This is a genomic window from Xenorhabdus budapestensis (assembly GCF_017743015.1).
GTDB lineage: Bacteria > Pseudomonadota > Gammaproteobacteria > Enterobacterales > Enterobacteriaceae > Xenorhabdus > Xenorhabdus budapestensis.
Window position 1 is genome coordinate 2,626,288 of the sequence record NZ_CP072455.1, and the last position, 19,067, is coordinate 2,645,354.

Genomic DNA, 19,067 nt, shown 5'->3' on the forward strand with positions numbered 1-19,067 from the left:
TTACATAATTGACCATTATTTAAATTAATTTTATTACAAAAAGGAAAGTGTATTATGCCTAGATTATTGGCTTTTGTATTATCAATGTTTTTATTAACTAATATAGCTCATGCGGCAAAGTGGTATGAAGACGGTAACCTACATAAATCTAATGGCATAGCTTGGCAGAACGCAAGTGAGAAAAATAAAGTTGCCACTTGTTCCGATTTTATTGCTGGTATGTGGATTGATGATGAGCTAACAGATAAAATTTCAAAAAAAATAAAAACTGTTGATGATATTAAACCATATGCTAAATTTTTAGCCAGTCAACTTGATGATGCTTTTGCTCCTGAGCCTGATGCAAAGAAAAACGAACAGATGTTTGAAAACCAAAGTGTTTCTTCTGCCGCTACTATGATTATGTTAATGATGGGTTGGTATAAAAAATAATATCGTGAGCGAAGCTTGTACACAAATTTATGTACAAGCTCGAACAATCAGGCAATCAGAGAGACGTTAACGACTCTACAATGTTCGGGTCTTTCTCTATCAAGCACAATAACTTTAATGCAACTCCTGACGGAGTGCGCCGGTTCTGTTCCCAACTACGAATCAATCCTAGACTTGTTCCCATCATTTCCGCGAACTCATGCTGTTTAATCCCGAAATTTTCCCGGATAGATCTAACATTTGGGATAGCATGGCGGTGCACATGCTCTGGTTTAGGCTGAATTTTACCATTCTCAATATCAACCATTTAATGTATGCTGCTTAGAAGATCTTCAAATAAACTCTTATCCATAAATTAACCCTCGTTGTGACTACTCCCCATCTATCGGGCGAGGCTTTTTGGTGAGTCACTACCTTAAATCATTACAGGGTAATAGTTGGGTTTTCAATACCACACGCTCTGGCATAACGGGCTAATGTATTGATACTTGCCTTATCAACGTTAGATTCCATCCGGCTTACGGTTGAAGGATTAACCCCCATAATTTTAGCGATTTCCTGACGGGTTAATCCTGCATGTTCCCGCCATTGTTGCAAGGTTTCTTGTAATCGCTCTTTTCTGGTTTCTTCTTCGTATGCTGCGCGGTATTCTGGATCTTTCATCCATTCTTCGTGTAGTTCTCTATGCGTTTTTAGTTTCATTAAGCAACTCCTCTAATCTGGACTTAGCCAATTCGATATCATGCCGTGAGACTTTTTGTGTTTTTTTAATAAAAACTCTTAAAATAATTATGTTGCGACCTGATTGATAGACCCAAATCCCTCGCGCAATATCCGTTCCCATTGTTCGCAGCTCAAAAAGACCATCACCTAACGATTTTGTATGTGGCTCTCTTAACTTAGTTGGATCTGCTTCTAACTTTTCGACCACCTTATCGTATTTAACTTTGATATTAAGTGGCAGTTCTGCTGCTTCAATTTCAGCCTCTGGGTGATAAAATACGGTATAGCTCATTCTCCTTCCCTCCCGTAATTTGCATTATAACGCAATATTGCCTTATAATGCAAATATTCTTATCTCGTAGTTTAGAATTTAATTCCTGTGCAAATAATGATATAAAAAACACCAAAAAAATAATAACTATTAGCAATTATAACCATTGAATATGTTCCGCTTGTGTCGTAATGTTACATTAACAATCACTATTTGATTGTTTTTTAATTATTAATTTATAAATATCCAAACAAGTCGGAGACACTTTAATGAGTACAATGGGAAGCAGAATAAAAGAAGAACGTGAACGTTTAGGATTAAGCCAGAATGAGTTTGCAAACATGGTCGGATATTCATTTATTCAGCAAATCTGTTATGAGCGTGATAACTCTCCTTTGGGTAGATTGTATTTACAGGCATTAACAAAACACGGCATTGATACACTTTACATTATTACAGGGAACAGGCTTCGTCCTATAAATATATCGATAGAGGAACAGGAAATAATAGAAAACTATCGCGCCATGAATACGGCGTCACGCTTAAAGTTACCGGCTGTTAGCCATGAGTTTGCATACAAAAGAAATATCGAAAGCATAGGGAATAAATAATTACAGTCCTTGGTTGGTCTATATTTACCAATTGAGGCTGTAAAAATTTATTTCCTATTTTGTTTTCCCATCTGGTCAACCACATTATTGGCCGTTTAATTAACTTTCAAAAAATGAGCAATAAAATCCCCTATGGCTGTTAGAAAATTATCTTCTGGTAAATGGATTTGTGAATGCTATCCCAATGGCAAAACTGGCCCACGGATCAGAAAACAGTTCGCAACCAAAGGCGAAGCAATGGCTTTTGAGCGGAAACTCGCCCCTAAAGATATATCAGCAGATGACGTCAAGCAGGCCGTAAAGCTAAGTGATTTGGTTAATCGCTGGTATGAAATGCACGGCAAAATGCTTAACTCTGGCGACTCACGAAAGTCTAAACTGGATGCAATTTGCTTACGAATGGGCGATCCTTACGTTACCGAATTCGATAAAAATATGTTCGCGGTCTACCGTGAGCACCGTCTTAATGGAAAATGGAACGCGAAAGGCAAAGCGGCACCAAAACAAGCGACACTTAACCGGGAACAATCTTACCTACATTCCGTTTTTGCTGAATTAAAAAGGTTGGGTGAATGGGAGGGAGAAAACCCGCTTGATGGCGTTCGTCAGTTTAAAGAAGGTGATCAGGAACTGGCATTTCTTTATGAAGATGACATAAAGTGTATTAGTTCAGACTAGATCTGACACTTCGATTTGAAAAGAAGAGAGTTACCCGCTTTGATTAAAGGTGCTGAATCTTAAATCAAAGAAACTAAGAGGTAACTCTCATGCTACATACTAGCAATCCAATTATTAAACACAAAGCGGGTCTTCTCAATCTTGCAGAGGAACTTGGCAATGTATCCAGAGCCTGCAAAGTGATGGGCGTATCACGAGACACTTTTTATCGTTATCAAGAACTCGTTGAAACTGGTGGCATTGATGCGCTTATCAACCAAAGCAGAAGGGCACCCAATCTCAAAAACAGGGTTGATTCTGAAACGGAACAAACGGTTGTCAAATACGCCATTGATTATCCGGCATACGGACAAGTGAGAACCAGTAACGAGCTGCGTAAATTAGGTGTATTTGTCTCACCGAGTGGAGTGCGTTCTATTTGGCTAAGGCATGACCTTGAAAACTTTAAAAAGCGCTTACTGGCGCTCGAAAAACACGTTGCTGAGAATGGAATCATCCTGACGGAAGCACAAGTTGTCGCACTTGAGAGAAAAAAACAGGATGATGAGGCCTGGGGTGAAATCGAAACCGCTCACCCCGGTTATCTAGGTTCACAAGATACGTTCTATGTGGGCAACTTGAAAGGTGTTGGTCGGATTTACCAGCAGACTTTTGTCGATACCTACAGCAAGGTGGCGTTTGCCAAACTCTATACCACCAAGACACCGATTACCGCGGCTGATATTCTTAATGACAAAGTGCTCCCTTTCTTTGAGTCGCATAAATTACCGATACTGAGGATTTTAACAGACCGGGGGACAGAATATTGTGGTCGTGTCGAACACCACGATTATCAGCTTTATTTAGCGATAAATGATATAGACCACACGAAAACGAAAGCGATGTCGCCCCAAACAAATGGTATCTGTGAACGCTTTCATAAGACTATGTTGAACGAGTTTTACCAAGTCACATTCAGAAAGAAATTGTATAGCTCACTCAATGAACTGCAAAAGGATCTGGATGAATGGATGGATGACTACAACCATCATCGTACTCATCAAGGAAAAATGTGTTGTGGTCGTACGCCAATAGAAACCTTATTGGAAGGCAAATTAATCTGGGCTGAAAAAAATCTCACCCAGATTTAATCTGACAGGCACTGCATCAAAGTGGGTGACTGTCAGATCAGGTTTGAACTACTACAGTTTAAGAAACCTTCATCGCCAGACAAGGGGTTTGTGTCTGACAATATCTGCTTCCAAAAGTGTGCAGATGTACCGCAATACTTGCTCTCCCTTTCAGGCTACGGGAATTTTATTTCGCCGCTTAACGTTGATCCTTGCAGGCGATAGGATCGTTTTAGTTATAGCTCCATACATTATCTATTGGATTGAAGCGAGTCAAATGTTTGTTCAAGGTAGAACAACACACAACTTTTACCAGCTAGTAAGATGCCCGCGATGATTATCGCGGGCGCTATTACCCATTACATTTAGTGCCAGTTGGCAGCCAGTACAGGTTGCAGCCGTTGTTGCTCAACATCGCTGAACATTGTGGTTGCAGGAGCTGATGGTGCAAATGCAGCCATAGACTGAACAAGGTGCTCAACCTCACTATCCATCAAGCGATGACCATCACCGACCATAATGCTTGCTGGTCGTTCAGGAGAACTGGCATACCAATTATGCAGCGTGACCTCCTGTTTGCTACCAATGACCGAAATCTGCAAATCCTGCCCAGCATGCTGGAATCTCAGATTATCAAGACTGATATCCTTTCCTAACACCAATTTGCCCATATCACCGCTAAATTCTAACTCATTGAATCCATGCCCGACTTCTACAGTCGACATAGTACCACTGGTCAAAATATTGTTATTACCATCACCAACTTTTACCATCGACATAGTACCGTTAGCAATAATATGGTTATTACCACTTCCTACTTCTATTTTAGCCATAGTACTACTGGACTCGATATTGTTATCGCCATTTCCGGCTATTAGTTTGCCAACATTGCCGGTAATGATGTTATTACCATCACCTAGCGTGATATCAGCACCTCGTCCTGTTACATTGATCTTATTATCACCATGTCCAGCGGCTAGTTTATCGACATTTCCAGTAATGATATTGTTACCATCACCTAACGTGAGGTTGGCATTTCGTCCTGTCACATTGATCTTATTATCACCACGTCCAGCAGCTAGCTTATCGACATTGCCGGTAATGATGTTGTTACCATCACCTACTTTAATCGTCGGCATAGTACTACTGGATTCGATATTGTTATCGCCATTTCCGACGATTAGCTTTTTAACATCACCAATAACGGTATTGTTACCATTACCTAGAGTGATATCGGAACCACTTCCCGTCACATTAACCTTATTATCACCATTTCCAGCGACAACTTTGTTACCGTAGGCTTCCACAATGATCGTTTTACTTTCATCTCCCAACGTAACTTCGGCAAAAGTATTTTTAACTATAACAATATTGGGATCAGTGGTTATTGGTGTCGGTTCTACTACTGGATCAATTTTCGGAATAGTAATTGGTTTCCGATCAACAAGAGGAATCATAATTGATTCCCAGTCAATAGGTGGAATAGTAATTGGCTTCCGATCAATATCAATAGAAGGTATGCTCGGTGTCAATGAGTCCGGCACTGTAATAGTTGATGTATCAGGCGATTGCGGCACGACTGGTTTGACCGTGGGTACCAAGTCTGGTGCATGTTCCGCAAAAATGAAGTCGGCTGCATCGATCTGTGAAATATCCAGAGTATCGAGATAAAGCAGTTCCACTTTTGAATCAGCACCGTTTGCCCCATTAAACGTGACGTTAACGCCATGAATTTGTGACAACCCATTGATCGTACCACGATTGCTTTTAGTGATAGAAAGTTGACTAAAGTCAGTGATGCCAACTTGACGCAGATCGATCTTATCGATTCCGTGGCGGAACCCACGTAATGCGTTTCTGTAATTATTAGCACCGGGTTGAGCTGCTATAACAAAAGTGTCTGATGTTGCACTATCATGGCTATAAATAGTTCCATCCAAGCTAAATTTCATCTGACCCTGAGCATCGGTACTGAGCGAGACCCTATTGCCTCCGCCATTAAGGATCACTGTTCCCAGGCCTTCTTGTGGTTGGTGCGTAGAGGTATCACTACTGGTGTAGGTCATTGGTGCGATAAAGGAATCCTGGAACTTGAAATTCTCAGCACTAATTCCAGTGATTTGCTGATTTTTCAGGGTAATACTCTGGTTGTTATCCAGATCAACCTTAACATCCTCTCCCTGCTGAGTCAGTAGCAGGTCAGCAAATGTTTTTCCACGAAACCCGACCAGATCGATGATTTCGCCACGGGCGGCCTCGAAATTACTGATAATATCGCTGCCAGCTTCACGGCGGTGAACCACAAAGAAGTCCTTACCCGCACCGCCAATCAGCGTGTTGTTTCCACGCCCGCCATCTAGCAAGGCATCAGTATTACCTGCAACCAGCGTATCGTTGCCATCACCGGTGACAATGTTATGAATGCCCGATGGATCCTTGATAGTTAACGCGGCACCGCCAATGCTGGCAACACCGGTCTGCAAGTTGACCGAGGTATCGCGTGAAACCGCCGCCGCATTGAGGGTATTACGCCCACCCGTCACGCCATTAACTGCATCATCCAGTACTGCACGGTTGGCTTGCCCGACCACCGACTGGATATATTCGTCGGTGTAAAAATAAGTATTATCCGGTGTACTCTTGCTGCCGTACAAACGGAGTGACCAAGCATTTAGTGTGGCTGGCAGACCCGAATTTGCACTGGTGACTTGCAGCGTCCAGTTACCCGCCGAGTTTTCACCAAAATCATGGGTCGACATAAAGCTGTACTTGAACGTCCCCGACCGGCTGCTACCCATATCAGTCGCACTCGCGCCCGGCAGGCCATCTGGAATCTTACCCTGGCGATCGAGCAATATGCTCTGAGTGCCATCGGGAGAGATCAGTTTGAGCGTTAAATCGCCAAGACGACCCACCTCGGCGTCAAAATCAATTTCGATATGCTCAATGTTCAAACCAGCATTCATAGCAATGGAGGATGACAGCGTTTCACCCGCAGCCAGGGTTTTGCCAAGAGCACCGCTGGAAGCACTATAGACGTACTCGTTGGCAGCCGTGCTTTGCGTCATCCAAGACTCGGCCAAGCGAACAGCGGCTCGTGCATCGACTGCGCCAAAACCATAATCATTACTGGTGTGCATTCCACCGCCATTCCAGTGATGGCCGCTATTGTCGCTCCATTCGGTGGATGGGTCATTTACCTTGCGAGCGGACAGTGCAAGGATCTGCTGCACATCACGATAGCCCAGGTTCGGGTTGGCCTCAAGCATCAGTGCAACAATACCGGAGACGATCGGTGCGGCAAAGCTGGTGCCTTGCATACTGGTATAATCATTACCGAAAGTTGAGCCACGTTCGGTTTTCAGCATATGGCTGGTCGATACCACATTACTGCCCGGTGCAGAAACCAGCAGGCTGGCACCCGGGTTCGAAAACGGTGAAGAACCAATCTGCAAGGTCGATAAATCGCCCTGTGCGTTGATCGCACCGATTTGTACAGAAAAACGGTTGTTACTGGTCAGTGAACCCTGAGCATTGCCGCCTGCCGCACGATCATTACCGCCAGCTGCAACAATAACTGTCCCCAGTCCTCCACGGCCATTAGACGCCGCGTATTGGGCATTCAGGCTCAGAGATGCGGCGGTATTTATGGAACCATCCTGAAAACTACTGAGCGCGAAATCGTTGGTGAATCCCCAGCTATTGTTGGCAACGTCAAAGCTGACCATATGCCCAAGTCCCGCAAGGTCGGCTCCGTCATTAGCCAGATAATAGCCACCCAATGTAGCGCCATGGGCAACCCCTACGCCACCTATATCGTTCTTCGTGGCAACCATTACACCCGCCACCATCGTCGCATGGTTGGAGACCACGTTTGGCAAGGTACCATTGGCTTGTTGAGTTTGCAGCCAGGCTTTGTCAACATTCGCTGCAAGATCGGGATGAGCGATATCAAAGATTTCAGGCCCGGTGGCGAATTTGCCGCCCGGTTCGAACTGACCGATACGCACGCCTTTGCCAGTATAGTCTTTCCAAACCGGCAGGATGTTGGCATCGCTCAGATACCATTGCTGAGCAGCCAGTGGATCGAGCGGGACTTCGGGGGTCAGTAAGGTAGCAACGGCACGCATTGGTGCAGTTTCCCCACTGCTTAAGTCAACGACTGATGCCGAAGGATTATCGGCTGCATCAGTAACACCATATTTAAAGCTGATTAAGCCGGTGTAATCGGCATCCGGTGTAAACAGGACATCGCCCTGGGCGGTGAGACTGACCGTACCACCTATTGCATCTCCAACATTGGCAATGCGCAGGTCGCCCTGGCTGTTAAGACGTTGATCGTTAGCCAGCAGACTCTCGGCGGAAATCAGATGAACCTGGGTACGAGAAAAGACCTTACCGTCCTTATCATGGGTGAGGACATCCTCGACAGGCATCGCATTGGGTATTTGTAAATCAACCGCCGAAATATCTGAAAAATTAAGTTTCTGGATATTTTTCAGCGTCACCGTGCCGTCACGTCCGGCAACTTTGTCGACCACGATATATCCACTGTCAGTGCGGGTAATTTGATAGTCCCCGTGGTTGCCATGCAGGCTGACTATGTTGACCCCCCCATCGCCATCAATGGTGGCATTACCGTGCCCTACTTCGATAATGTCATCACCCACACCGCCGAAAATCTTATCGTCTCCACCACCAGCGTGAATAATGCTGCCACCTTCGGAAGCATAGATGATGTCGCCCTGAGGTCCCGCATAGATGACCGCCTTGCCACTGCCACCAATGATGGTATTGCGTCCACCGCCGCCGACTAAGACATCATTACCCATTCCACCCACCAGAGTCGAATCGCCGGAGCCTCCCTTGATAAAGACACCATTGGCTCCACCACTTCTGATGACATCACTGCCACCTCCACCTTGTGCGACAGTCAAACCGGCCTGAGCCATGTTCAGTTCTATACCTTTGTTGCCAACAATGATTGCAGTATCGTGTCCGCCATTACCGTGGATGTTTTTCGTATCGTCAGAGGCACTGATAACAAAAACATCATCGCCGGCACCACCAACATAGGTATTGCTCCCCGCACCTCCGACCAGCCAGCTGCCGGTTTTTGCTGCAATCAGGGTATCATTACCGTTGCCACCATAAAGATTGCTCACACCCAGTTGCTCCGCATTCAGAGTTTCACCGGTTTCACTCTGGCTGGCGTACGCCGTGGTCGTGATATCGTTGTGGGTAGAGGTCACTCGTGTGCCAGTTCCCTCAGTGCTCAAGATATTGCTGACGGGATCACCGAGAAAATCAACCGCCAGCATTTCCCGGGTTTCGCCATTGATGGTGAAAGATCCACTGGCAACAACTTTGTTCCCATCACGCACCTCGGCTTTATCCGAGGATCGGACACTAATCTGGGTAATACCCAATTCTGCTAATGTCTTGAGCTCGCCCGTATCGACTTTCGCATCGTGTGAACCATCAACCCAAACCCTCAATTGGTTCCAGATAGGATCACGCTCATCAATCATCCCGTCCTTATTGGCATCTTCACTGGCCAGTGCACCGAAACCATCCTTGAATTTTTTCTCGCCTGCAGCACCGTTTATCCCGGACTTGCCGCCGTAATACTCAGAGAACATCTGGCTAGCATTTTTTATCTGACCACTCCCATCGTCAATCACCAATATTCCGGTATTGCGATCCGCCCAGCCACTGCGCTTGAGCGTGCCACTGTTATCCATGTCGAACAACACGCCATCACGGATGTCAGTCATGTGTACGCCATTACCGCTCAGATCCAATAACAGAGGGTCAACATATGTGTTGAACGTTGTCATCGCTGATAAGCCGTTCAACGTCACGGCGTTGCGTAGGCCAAAGTCCAGTTTGCTCGTGTCTCCGGGCTGGTAGAAGGGTTTGTAGAACTCCGACAGATAGGTGTTGGGCCGCACATTGGGGTCAAGCTGCATTTCACCAGGACGAATACCTCCGGTGGCAAGGCCGGCCATCTGGGTAGAGGTAAAGTCTGTTTTGTTGAGAATATCTCCGAGGACAGATATTTTGTGTGTCGCCGCATTTTGGATATAACCGTTGGCAACATCCTGCTGCGCCTTATTTTCGCCCTGAATATGTTTTTGGGGCTGTGGGGAGGAATTAATATCAATGTTAATCAAGTTTGTTGACGGTCCAGGGACACGCTTACTTTCATCCGGGGTTAACCATAAAGTTTTAGTGACATCTCTTGCATCATGATACTCATAATATTGACCATCACGAACCAGATGGTTACTAATGATTTCAGCCCCATTAAATTTTAACATATTATTCAAAGGAATAATGTTATTCACGGGAACCAGATTTCCTTGCATGCCATGCGTATTGTATCCAATAGATGTTAATGAAAAGAATACGAAATCTACGCAACTATTGGTAATAACATTGTATTCTGTTTTCCTAAATCCCCCAACTTTATCTGGATTTTCTGAAAAGGCGATTAACCGTTTGCCCTGCGCTTCCGTCAACGCGACGGTGACTTCATACGCCGTTTGTTTATAGGCAGCATTATCATGCTGCGTTACTTGTCCTTCGCCCTTAGGTTCACCGAGCCTTGATTCGAAACCGAAACTTTGCTCCTTGCCGTTCTCGTCTCTGATGACATACCACATATGGCCCGCCGATGACGGATGTACCTCTCCCGCTTTGTGGCTGCCCTTATCTTCCTGATAAACATACTCTGCCCCCTGCTGAGCCACTTTATAGGTGACCGTGTATTTCTTTTCCATACTGATTTTTCCTCGACGTGTTATTGCATTGGTTTTTTCCACAGACATCAGATTTTTGGATCGTAATAACCGAACTCGACAAAACTTTCGATCCCCTTAAAGGCGGGGATATCCTCCAAAGAGGTAATAACTGCAGAGTAACGCCCGGGGGATAATGAAAATGATTTAATGTCCCGTATAGCCGCATTCACATATTTTTCTTCATAATAGAAACTCAGCCCTCCGTCGTTTCCTCCTGCATTGATTTTCTCGTCAAAAAAAACCTGACCATCTTTAACGAGATGGAGTGAAACTGGAGTGATGACCCCCTCCTCATCAATACTCCCGTAAAATTTACTTCCGAATAATCGAAGTCGTCTTAACATTTCGTCATAGTCATTCCCCTTATCAAACAGCAAAGCAAACTGATATCCTCCCTCCTGTGGGATTTCAAAATCAAAAGTCACTGACTGACCGGCCTTGGTGACATCAACGGGTTTACGTATTGTTTCCGCTCTCTGATGGCAACCGCTTAACCCCGAGACGAACCCGGTACAACGGACCAGTCCGGTAAAGCCTAAAAAAAAGAGGATTAACCAGCCACAAACTAAAAAAATAAGGAGATAGCCCCAGTGCCGAGGTAATACCTTCATTTTGTTGCTCCCAATAAAGTAAGATGACAAAAAGTCTCAATAATCACTTATCCCACCCCGGGAAAACGGTAAAAATAACGCGCTGAGTCCGACAGAAAGTCCCTAAAGCGCCTTCGGTTTTTAACGCTCCCGCAAACTTTCATCGATATGCTGCCGTAACGGGCTTAGGAAGTAATCAATCACCCGACGCTGATCGGTTTTTATTTCTGCTGTTATCGACATGCCCGGAGACAGTGCAACTCGCTGACCATTGACCAATAGGTGATCCGACTTCAGACGAATACGGGTGCTATAGATAAGCCCACGCTTTTCATCTTCGATAGCGTCGTTTGATACACTGAGCACTTCACCATCAACGGTTCCGTACTTAGTGAAATTAAAGGTTTCCACCTTAACGGTGACCGATTGACCTATGCGGACAAAACCCACATCCTTGTTTTCCAGCATGGCTTCTACTTCTATCGGTTGGTTTGCGGGGACGATGACCATCAGTGACTGAGCCGGTGTCACCACACCACCAACGGTATGGACTGCGAGTTGTTGAACTGTGCCCGCCACTGGTGCGTTGAGGCTGGTCAGTTTTTTCTGGTGATGGGCTTTTGCCAGTTCCTGCCCCAGAATTGCTGCTTTCTGGTTAGCTTCCTGTTGCAGGTCAAGCATGGCGCGACGATTTTGCGCAACAACAGTTTCACGCCGACGCCATGCTTCCTCCTGAGCGGCAGCGTGCTGCAAGACACTGGCCTGCTGGACGCTTAACTGACGCTGCAGATCCAATCGAGTTTGCTCTTTTTCCAGATATTCATGTTGCGACACATATTGTTTCGTCAATAACCGTTGGTAGTCCTCGGTCAGTTTCGTGGTAATCGGCAGTGTTTTTCTCAGACTGGTCACCTGAGCCTGAGCAGACTGGATTTCGGCGCTGCGCTGGTGGATTTCGGCATCCACTAACTCCAGACTACTACGGTATTCCTGATATTGCCCTTGAAGCCAACTTTGAGCACTGAGCACCTGTTCTGGATTAGCGTTGGGAATCGTTCCTACCAGTGACGCTGGTGGGTGTTGCTGATTGATCGCATCAAGCATAGCAGTGCTTCGCGCACTATCGATACGCGCAGCCAGCAGTTCGCTCTCAATCCGATTGACATCAGCGTTCGCAGTTGTCGGGTCGAGTTCGATCAATAACTCGCCAACTTTCACTGACTGACCGTCATTAACATGTATCGCTCTGACTACTGCTGTGTCACTGGGTTGAATCAGTTTGGTTTTACCATTGGGAACAACTTTTCCCGGCGCGACTGCCACGACTTCGATTTTGCCGATGCAAGCCCAAAGCAATGCCAATAAAGCGAAGCCCATGATGCTCCAGATGAAAATTCTCGGCGCTGGATGAACCGGCGTTTCCTGCAACTCCAAAGCTGTTGGTAAAAACTGTAATTCATGGGGAAGGCGCGGTGGCACATCCATGTTTTTACGTTGACGCCAAGCCTGACGCCATATGCTGCGATAGCGCTGCAATAAAGAAAGAGTGGCGCTCATACGAAATCATTTTCCTTGAGTCGGGGAGGATTTGTCTTGATCACTTCTGCCTCTGGTTACGTTATTAGCCAGTATCATCTACGTTCTGGATAAAACCTTCAGCCTTGCTGCATTTGGTACAGTCGTGAATAGTGACCGTTCTGATACGCCAGTAACTCGGCGTGAGTACCTTGTTCAACGATTTTTCCACGATCCATCACAAGGATTCGGTGAGCGTCGCGTACTGCTGACAACCGGTGGGCAATAATGATGACTGTGCGTCCCTTGCAAATGCTTTGCATGTTCTGCTGAACCACCCGTTCAGATTCATAGTCCAGCGCACTGGTTGCCTCGTCGAAAATCAAAATACGAGGATCACCAATCAAGGCACGGGCAATCGCCACCCGTTGTCGCTGACCGCCCGAAAGTGACGCACCGTGTTCACCCACTATCGTGTCGTAACCTTCCGGCAACTCAAGGATAAATTCATGAGCCCCAGCCATTTTGGCGGCATGCATAACCACTTCGATCGGCGCTCCGGGGTCGCTCAAAGCGATATTTTCACGAATACTGCGGTTGAATAGCATATTGTCCTGTAACACTACGCCTATCTGTCGACGCAACGAGGAGACATCAGCCAACGCCAGATCCATCCCATCGACCATAACCCGCCCGCGCTCCGGCACATAGAGCCGCTGCAACAGGCGAGTCAAGGTACTTTTACCTGAGCCGGAGCGACCAACCACGCCAATAACTTCTCCGGCACCAATACTCAAATTGACGCCACTCAAAACCTCAGAGCCATCGGGACGATAGCGAAAATGCACCTGCTCGAATGTAACCTGCCCTTTGAGCGGCGGTACCGTACTACGTGTAGACTGAGATAATTCAGTATGGGAATTGAGGATGTCTCCCAGACGCTGCACCGAGACCCCGGTTTGCTGGAAGCTAGTCCATAGCTGGGCCAGACGCATAATAGGGCCGCTGACACGACCGGCCAGCATATTGAATGCGATCAGCTCTCCCACCGACAGTTGCCCTTCTATCACAAGGCGGGCACCCAGCCAGAGTGTGGCAACCGTTACAAGTTTGCCGATAAGCGAAACACTTTCATTAGCGAGAGTCGATAAGGTCTGGGTTTTGAAACCCGCGGCCACATAAGCCGCCATCTGGTTATCCCATTTACGGATGATTTGCGGCTCAACCGACATTGATTTCAGGGTATCAATGCCGTTTACCGTTTCAACAAGAAATGCCTGATTTTCAGCGTTGCGCGTGAAGCTGTCCTGTAACCGCTTACGCAAAAGCGGGGTTATTAAAGCCGAAACCAGGGCATAGAGCGGCAAAGACAACAACACAATGAGGGTCAGCCAGCCACTGTAAAAGAGCATGACTAGGATGAAGACCAGGGAAAAAAAGACGTCAATCATCAGCGTAATGGCGTTACCGGTGAGGAAACTGCGAATGTTTTCCAGTTCGCGTACACGTGCAACAGAATCACCGACGCGTCTGGACTGGAAATAAGCCAGCGGTAAATTGATTAAATGCCGAAACAAGCCCGACCCCAACTCTACATCAATCCGGCTGGTCGTATGCGAAAACACATAGCTACGCAGACCACTCAAGGCTGACTCGAACAGCATAATGCCCAACAGCCCCGCAGCGACAACATCCAATGTCGTCAGGCCGTGGTGTACCAGCACTTTGTCCATGACCACCTGAAAGAACAACGGTGTCACCAGGGCAAACAACTGCAAGGCAAAAGACCCCAGCAAAACTTCCCCCAACAGTTTGCGGTATTTAACGATAGCCGGGATAAACCAGGTGAAATCAAAACGTGAAGATTCACCAGGCAGACTATTACCAGAACGCACGAGCACCAGTTGCCCAGTCCAGCGCTGCTCAAGCTCCTCAAAGCTGATAACTTCAGCGCGAGCTGAATTTGGAACCTGAATCAAAGCTTTTTCCTGATCTACCTTGGCTAAAATAAAAAACTTTCCATCTTGATCAATGGCAATAGCGGGTAATGGTGTGTGTTCAAGTCTGGCAGGTGTGGTATGCACAGCCTTGGCTTTCAGCCCTGACTTTCGTGCAGCCAGCAATAGCTCCTGCTGAGTAATACCTTGATTGGCGCTAGAGAATTCGTGTGAAAGTTGTTCGATTGAGATGGCTATGTTGTGAAACCTGGCCAACATGGCCAGGCAAATCAGTCCGGTATCCAGTTCCGGGGAAAAATTCGGCGACTCAGTGCTCATTTATTCTTTTTTCCATATTGCATATGTGACTACTTTTGCAAACCAAAAACATTCAATAATGCAGGCGATTGCAGATTAGGCATTATCAGTTAATGATATGGGTATGTTCAATAAAATTTATGAATATTGAATGAGAATTAAAATATTCAGTAATTTTAACTGCCTAATGGAATAAAATGATAATTAACTCGCATTTAAAAAATACATTAATGCCATTAATTAGTGTATTCATCTAAACCTAAGTTATCCAAGAAAGCGCTATGATGAGATAATATGATTAATTAAAAATTAATAAGCAAAATTCAAATTATCTTTGGTAAGAGGGGAAAAACTTAAACCGTATTTCTGTTTATTTTTCTGAATGGAACAAGGTGTATTTGCCTGTTCCATTGTGTATTTTATGAAAGATTATTTGCCTTTCATAATCCCCTCTGCATCACCATCTGTCCGGGCATACAGGCTAATTGCCGAGCTCCCCTAAGTTCTGCCTTACACTGACGCGCTGCGCTTGTCTTCTCCATGTTGCCGGGCTAATACATTAACCCGGTAACACGGAGAACTAAAAAAATGCCTGCCAGAAAACAACTTACCTCCTCACCCGTTCCTCGTTTTTCTCCTCACTTTTTGTTTTCCTCACTGCAAAAACAGGTGAGGAATTGAGATTTATTTATCCTTAAAAATCAATGCGTTTTGTGTTCCTCACTTTTTTCCTTATTTTTTAATTTTCATTATTCTGGTTAACAATGGTGAGTTCCTGCCCGTTACGGGTAATCAATCCTTCTTGTTCTAACTTGGTTAGCCAGCGGCTGAAATTCTTCACATTTACTCCCATCGCTTTTTGTTGTGCTTTAATAAATTCGGACACTTTGGTAAAGGAATAGAATGACTTTAATTAAGATACGTGGCGGAAACATTATGTTGAGCAATCTAAACCCGGTGCTTTAACCCCCGATGAGCGACAGGAGTTGTTGCAGCTTCGTAAAGAAAATAAACAGCTGAAAATGGAGAAGGAGATCTGAAAGAAGGCGAGCGCCTTCTTTGCGAGAGAACTGCTGTAAGATGTTGGTTCATAAAAGAACATGCAGAGCCATTTCCCATTTGCCAGTTATGTCGCGTGATGAAAGTCAGTCGTTCCACGTTTTATGCCTGGCAGGCAAAACCCGTTCGGTTACTTTCTGATGAGCAACAAGCATTACAGCGAAAAGCGACGACGCTCTTTAAAGAAAGCCGGGAAAGTTTAGGCTATCGGATGTTGGCGAAACAATTACGCAAAGAAGGCTTTACCATCAGTGACTATCGGCCCCGAAAGCTCATGAATCAGCTCGGATTATCCGTCAGACAGCGGCAGCGCTACCGGGCTCCGCGCAAAGGTAAAGCGATATCAACAGCCTGTCATCTACTTAACCGGAACTTTAATCCGTTGGCGCCGAATGAAGTTTGGGCAGGAGATATCACCTATTTGAAGACGCCCGAAGGCCTTAATGAAAGCGTATCACTTACGTCAGCCGTCACAAGGCTGTGTTTTTCATAGTGATAGAGAGAGCCAATATACAAGCCAGCAATACCGGGACTTGCTCAGCAGTTATGACATGAGAGCAAGCCAGGGGGATGTCGGGGCGTGTTGGGATAACGCTGTTGTCGAACGTTTCTTTGGCAGTTTGAAACAGGATTGGCTCTTCAAAACCCATCATGAAAACCAGGCAGAGAGGAAAAAAGATGGATTGGATTATCTGCATTATTACAATTTAACACGATTGCACACGGCCAATAATGATTTAACACCCGTGGAATATGAAATGGCCTTCGTAAAAGTGTCCGATTTTTCTTGAGCAGAACACACCGATTGGCGTTGATATCGCAAAACATCTGATTCAGATCCACTTCATCAATGAGCACACTGGCGAAGTGGTTGATAAGCAGGTATGTAACCAGGATTTTCTGACTTTCTTCAGTAACCGGGAACCCTGCCTGATTGGTATGGAAGCCTGTGGTGGCTCTCATCACTGGGCACGCGAACTGACAAAACAGGGGCACAAGGTACGACTGATGCAGGCCCGGTTTGTTAAGGCGTTCCTGATGGGCAACAAAAATGACGTGATGGATGCCCGCGCTATCTGGATGGCGGTACAACAGCCCGGTAAGGCGATAGCCGTCAAAACAGAAGAACAACAGTCAGTACTGGTTCTGCATCGTTCACACAGGCAACTGGTCAAGTTCAGAACCGCACAGATTAATGCCTTGCACGGTACGCTGCTGGAATTTAGTGAGACCCTCCACAAAGGCCGGGTAGCGTTGGACAAAGAGTTACCAATAGCACTGGAACGACTGAAAATGCGTCTTCCTCCGTATCTCATCACCGTGCTGGAGGAGCAGTACAACAGGCTTGGTGAGTTGGATTCACAGATAAATGTCCATATTAAAAGTAAAGATTTGTAATTTTAATTGTAATGACACTAATACTAGCATAGCGTCAAAAACTATAAGGATTATTCCACTTAATACATCATGGATTAAGTAGTGACAACGGAACGAACCTCCCGAGAGCATAGGTAATCGCATGTTTATAAAAGATGGTTTTCGGGAATTTTTCTCGTTTGCAATTAATCAATTTGCAATTTGAGAGATTAAGGAATATTAAAGCTAACTATTGTGAATGAGTATATGCATCAGATAAATGTAGATCATCCTAATATAGATGAATTTTTCCCTTTTGATCAAAAATACCTTCGATATCATAATGATAAACTAGGAAAAGGATTATGTTTTGGCATTAGCTTTTGTCTTTTATCACATTTGGTATATAAACAAGGTTCAGATATATTATGTCCAAAGATATCATTCAATCTTACAAGAAAATATATGGATAGACTGAAATTATCATATTCACTTCGTGATGATCTGTATCAATATATTATCAAAAAACAACAATATGAGTTTCAGGATAATTATCTTAGGTCATCAAAAAGTATAAATATAGATGAACAAAATGGTTATGGTATGTTATCTATGGTTCGTATTGACAATGATAATAGCCGTAGCGCTCATCCCAGCTTTCATTATAATCGTCATATCTCAATTGATAATCACATAGGGGTTATAGTTTGGGATAATAGCAAATTATTTATATTTGATCCAAATTGTGGTGGTTATTTATGTTATTCAATTTGTGGAGCTTTCAATAAAGAAATGTTTCCTCATCTTATTGATAGCTTAATTGATAATATGTATAGGAGAACAACTCGGAACGGCCATTCTAGAATTAAATATATACACAAACCAAACAATATAAGACATTACTTAACTGATGTTGTTATTAGGTAAACTTTATTTAATTTTAATTCATTTAATTTGGATAACTATCCAGAATTACAGAAATTTTTTCACTTCTGCATAGTAGTGAAAAAGTTATTTCTTCATAGCTACGCAACCGTACAACAGAGCTAATTACATTAATTGAGGAAAATGACTTGAAAATAAAGAAGTAATGATGGTATGGAAGCTGTACTAACTTGTGTGGAGTCTCTCAAAACACACATGTTCGTCTTCTCCTATATAAATATTAGTTCATTCATAAATTAAAAGAGACTTTTTTGAGTTGATACGCAAGTCTGATCATTACAATCGTTGACGTGAAAAATAAGTCATGTGAAAACATGGCTCTCAACATATGATAGAACTTAACTATTCTCTTCATATGAAAATTAACCTTAGCACAGAAAGAAAACCACTAATAATTAAAAAATAAAATTAAATCAAATAGTTGAATGCAAAAATAACAAATAAATTTAGGAGCATAAAAAAAGGCACAACATCAATTAACAAAAATAAATTCAATTTATTAAACTAGTTAACTTAATTTACTAGTACCGGGCTGAAATTAAAACTGACTGGTAAAACAGCGAGTTAGGGAATAAAAAATCCACCTTCGGGCGACTTTTTTCTTTGATATAAATCACATTCTAATATCCATTCCTAATATAATGGCGACAGCATTTTTCTCCCCTCTCTTGTTGAACGACAAAAAACTGCAAAAATCATGTTATTGGCTAAGTAGTA

Annotated in this window: 13 protein-coding genes and 2 pseudogenes; 8 read left to right on the forward strand and 7 right to left on the reverse strand. The window is 44.4% G+C overall.

Annotated elements, in window-relative coordinates; translation table 11 throughout:
- Positions 1-54: 54 nt before the first annotated feature.
- Complete coding sequence (locus HGO23_RS11435; RefSeq protein WP_209026690.1) at positions 55-432, forward strand: hypothetical protein; 378 nt, start codon at positions 55-57, stop codon at positions 430-432.
- A 55-nt stretch (positions 433-487) separates the two neighbouring features.
- Here the strand turns inward: HGO23_RS11435 and nadS are convergent, their stop codons facing one another.
- The 3 genes from nadS to HGO23_RS11450 all read right to left on the reverse strand — a co-directional run bounded on the left by nadS (position 488) and on the right by HGO23_RS11450 (position 1,447).
- Positions 488-739, reverse strand: coding sequence for a NadS family protein (gene nadS / locus HGO23_RS11440; protein ID WP_244967791.1), 252 nt, complete (start codon positions 737-739; stop codon positions 488-490).
- Positions 740-855: 116 nt separating this feature from the next.
- Positions 856-1,134 (reverse strand): helix-turn-helix domain-containing protein, encoded by a 279-nt coding sequence (locus HGO23_RS11445; protein ID WP_209026691.1) that lies wholly within the window; start codon positions 1,132-1,134, stop codon positions 856-858.
- A complete protein-coding gene (locus tag HGO23_RS11450; RefSeq protein ID WP_209026692.1) occupies positions 1,115-1,447 on the reverse strand; it encodes a type II toxin-antitoxin system RelE/ParE family toxin in 333 nt (110 codons plus the stop codon). The genes HGO23_RS11445 and HGO23_RS11450 overlap by 20 nt, the downstream gene beginning before the upstream one ends.
- Before the next feature lie 248 nt (positions 1,448-1,695).
- Here HGO23_RS11450 and HGO23_RS11455 point away from each other — a divergent pair, with 248 nt between their 5' ends.
- The 3 genes and pseudogenes from HGO23_RS11455 to HGO23_RS11465 all read left to right on the forward strand — a co-directional run bounded on the left by HGO23_RS11455 (position 1,696) and on the right by HGO23_RS11465 (position 3,845).
- Entirely contained in the window at positions 1,696-2,037 is a 342-nt protein-coding gene (locus HGO23_RS11455) for a helix-turn-helix domain-containing protein (RefSeq protein WP_209026693.1), read from the forward strand.
- A gap of 132 nt (positions 2,038-2,169) precedes the next feature.
- Positions 2,170-2,697: pseudogene (locus HGO23_RS11460) on the forward strand (phage integrase); the annotation flags it as partial.
- A 107-nt stretch (positions 2,698-2,804) separates the two neighbouring features.
- Positions 2,805-3,845 (forward strand): IS481 family transposase, encoded by a 1,041-nt coding sequence (locus tag HGO23_RS11465; protein ID WP_209026695.1) that lies wholly within the window; start codon positions 2,805-2,807, stop codon positions 3,843-3,845.
- A gap of 344 nt (positions 3,846-4,189) precedes the next feature.
- Here the strand turns inward: HGO23_RS11465 and HGO23_RS11470 are convergent, their stop codons facing one another.
- The 4 genes from HGO23_RS11470 to HGO23_RS11485 all read right to left on the reverse strand — a co-directional run bounded on the left by HGO23_RS11470 (position 4,190) and on the right by HGO23_RS11485 (position 15,011).
- Positions 4,190-10,609, reverse strand: a complete 6,420-nt coding sequence (locus HGO23_RS11470; protein WP_209026696.1) for a S8 family serine peptidase — start codon at positions 10,607-10,609, stop codon at positions 4,190-4,192.
- 47 nt (positions 10,610-10,656) lie between these two features.
- On the reverse strand, positions 10,657-11,241 hold the full coding sequence (locus HGO23_RS11475) for a DUF5625 family protein (protein ID WP_209026697.1): 585 nt from the start codon (positions 11,239-11,241) through the stop codon (positions 10,657-10,659).
- A 120-nt stretch (positions 11,242-11,361) separates the two neighbouring features.
- Positions 11,362-12,777: an HlyD family type I secretion periplasmic adaptor subunit gene (locus tag HGO23_RS11480; RefSeq protein ID WP_209026698.1), complete on the reverse strand. Its 1,416-nt coding sequence runs from the start codon at positions 12,775-12,777 to the stop codon at positions 11,362-11,364.
- A 98-nt stretch (positions 12,778-12,875) separates the two neighbouring features.
- The gene (locus HGO23_RS11485; protein ID WP_209026699.1) at positions 12,876-15,011 is read right to left on the reverse strand and encodes a type I secretion system permease/ATPase; all 2,136 of its coding nucleotides are present in this window, start codon (positions 15,009-15,011) and stop codon (positions 12,876-12,878) included.
- Between the two features lie 1,117 nt (positions 15,012-16,128).
- Here HGO23_RS11485 and HGO23_RS11490 point away from each other — a divergent pair.
- The 4 genes and pseudogenes from HGO23_RS11490 (at position 16,129) to HGO23_RS11505 (ending at position 18,332) form a co-directional block, all read left to right on the forward strand.
- Positions 16,129-16,542 (forward strand): IS3 family transposase, encoded by a 414-nt coding sequence (locus tag HGO23_RS11490; RefSeq protein WP_209026700.1) that lies wholly within the window; start codon positions 16,129-16,131, stop codon positions 16,540-16,542.
- Positions 16,543-16,600: 58 nt separating this feature from the next.
- Complete coding sequence (locus HGO23_RS11495) at positions 16,601-16,840, forward strand: integrase core domain-containing protein (protein ID WP_209026701.1); 240 nt, start codon at positions 16,601-16,603, stop codon at positions 16,838-16,840.
- A pseudogene (locus tag HGO23_RS11500) lies at positions 16,830-17,417 on the forward strand (IS110 family RNA-guided transposase); the annotation flags it as partial. The gene HGO23_RS11495 and the pseudogene HGO23_RS11500, both read left to right, overlap by 11 nt.
- A 255-nt stretch (positions 17,418-17,672) precedes the next feature.
- Positions 17,673-18,332: a hypothetical protein gene (locus HGO23_RS11505; protein WP_209026702.1), complete on the forward strand. Its 660-nt coding sequence runs from the start codon at positions 17,673-17,675 to the stop codon at positions 18,330-18,332.
- Positions 18,333-19,067: the final 735 nt, after the last annotated feature.

What these genes read in the sequence shown, in the direction of transcription:
- nadS (WP_244967791.1), bottom strand. Translation starts at nt 739, where the DNA reads ATGGTTGATATTGAGAATGGTAAAATTCAGCCTAAACCAGAGCATGTG.
- HGO23_RS11455 (WP_209026693.1), top strand. Translation starts at nt 1,696, where the DNA reads ATGAGTACAATGGGAAGCAGAATAAAAGAAGAACGTGAACGTTTAGGA.
- HGO23_RS11435 (WP_209026690.1), top strand. Translation starts at nt 55, where the DNA reads ATGCCTAGATTATTGGCTTTTGTATTATCAATGTTTTTATTAACTAAT.
- HGO23_RS11485 (WP_209026699.1), bottom strand. Translation starts at nt 15,011, where the DNA reads ATGAGCACTGAGTCGCCGAATTTTTCCCCGGAACTGGATACCGGACTG.
- HGO23_RS11465 (WP_209026695.1), top strand. Translation starts at nt 2,805, where the DNA reads ATGCTACATACTAGCAATCCAATTATTAAACACAAAGCGGGTCTTCTC.
- HGO23_RS11490 (WP_209026700.1), top strand. Translation starts at nt 16,129, where the DNA reads ATGAAAGTCAGTCGTTCCACGTTTTATGCCTGGCAGGCAAAACCCGTT.
- HGO23_RS11445 (WP_209026691.1), bottom strand. Translation starts at nt 1,134, where the DNA reads ATGAAACTAAAAACGCATAGAGAACTACACGAAGAATGGATGAAAGAT.
- HGO23_RS11470 (WP_209026696.1), bottom strand. Translation starts at nt 10,609, where the DNA reads ATGGAAAAGAAATACACGGTCACCTATAAAGTGGCTCAGCAGGGGGCA.
- HGO23_RS11480 (WP_209026698.1), bottom strand. Translation starts at nt 12,777, where the DNA reads ATGAGCGCCACTCTTTCTTTATTGCAGCGCTATCGCAGCATATGGCGT.
- HGO23_RS11495 (WP_209026701.1), top strand. Translation starts at nt 16,601, where the DNA reads ATGAGAGCAAGCCAGGGGGATGTCGGGGCGTGTTGGGATAACGCTGTT.
- HGO23_RS11475 (WP_209026697.1), bottom strand. Translation starts at nt 11,241, where the DNA reads ATGAAGGTATTACCTCGGCACTGGGGCTATCTCCTTATTTTTTTAGTT.
- HGO23_RS11505 (WP_209026702.1), top strand. Translation starts at nt 17,673, where the DNA reads ATGCATCAGATAAATGTAGATCATCCTAATATAGATGAATTTTTCCCT.
- HGO23_RS11450 (WP_209026692.1), bottom strand. Translation starts at nt 1,447, where the DNA reads ATGAGCTATACCGTATTTTATCACCCAGAGGCTGAAATTGAAGCAGCA.